This is a genomic window from Microbacterium sp. OR21 (assembly GCF_047306785.1).
In the GTDB taxonomy this organism is placed as follows: Bacteria; Actinomycetota; Actinomycetes; order Actinomycetales; family Microbacteriaceae; genus Microbacterium; species Microbacterium esteraromaticum_E.
In genome coordinates this window covers 1-872 of record NZ_JAZEXJ010000016.1, presented here as the reverse complement: position 1 = coordinate 872, position 872 = coordinate 1, and the positions used below count along the sequence as shown (strand labels likewise).

Below are 872 nucleotides of genomic sequence, written 5' to 3'. Positions count from 1 at the left end.
GCTCTTCTAGTCGGGTGATGGCGTCACGCCAGATCTTCACCTGGCTTTGGGCGGACAGGGGCTCGGCGTGCACGTGGGACGCCTGCTTGTACCGGTTGACAGAATCAACAGTGAGACCACGCAGCGTTCGCACGATGTCGGCAACCCCGAACCCCTCTGTCACCTCACCAAGCCCATAGTCCCACACGTACGATGCCATCTCCGGTGAAGGCCCCACCACAACAGCCAGACGCGCTTGAATGAAATCGAACAGCTTGTTCGGCAACGCCCAGCGGTAACTGGAGTTGATCGGCGGGAGCACGAAGATCCCGACATCGTAATCCGCCAGCCGATCGACGAGTTCCGCATATGGCACCGGATCGTGGACGCGCACCCGCCCTGCCGACTGCGATGCCAACGTCCGCAATTCCTGCACATAAGCGGGGTCATTCGGAGTCAGGAAGAGGTCCAGCGTCACTGAGGGAACTTCACACGCCGCCTCCACCGTCAACTCCAGCTGTCGATTCCTCAGGCCTGCCCCCGAGTGAACCAACCTCAACGGCGAAGCCGCCTCCGACGGCACCGCCTGCCTGAACGGTGTCGCATTGGTGACCACCATCGGCCGGAACCCGAACTCCCGCTCATACTCGGCTGCCAGCCCACTACTCACCGTCGACCACGACGACGCGCGAGACACATGACGACGACACATCCACGCATAGAACGGGGAGATGTACCGCATCCAATTGCGATGCTCCTCGTGGAGACGCGGCGAGTACTCATGCAGATCAGCGTGAACGCCGAAACGCGCTCCCAACTCATTAGCAACGCCGACACTCTCGACGTCATTGGCCAACACCACATCGAAAGAACGACCCCGAAGAAGCATCCGA

At 60.9% G+C, this 872-nt stretch carries 1 protein-coding gene; it reads right to left on the bottom strand.

The annotated features are described in order from the left end of the window. Positions 1-835: glycosyltransferase family 1 protein (locus V2S04_RS14910; RefSeq protein ID WP_413639123.1), on the bottom strand; the 835-nt coding region annotated here is incomplete at its 3' end. Between the last annotated feature and the right edge of the window lie 37 nt (positions 836-872).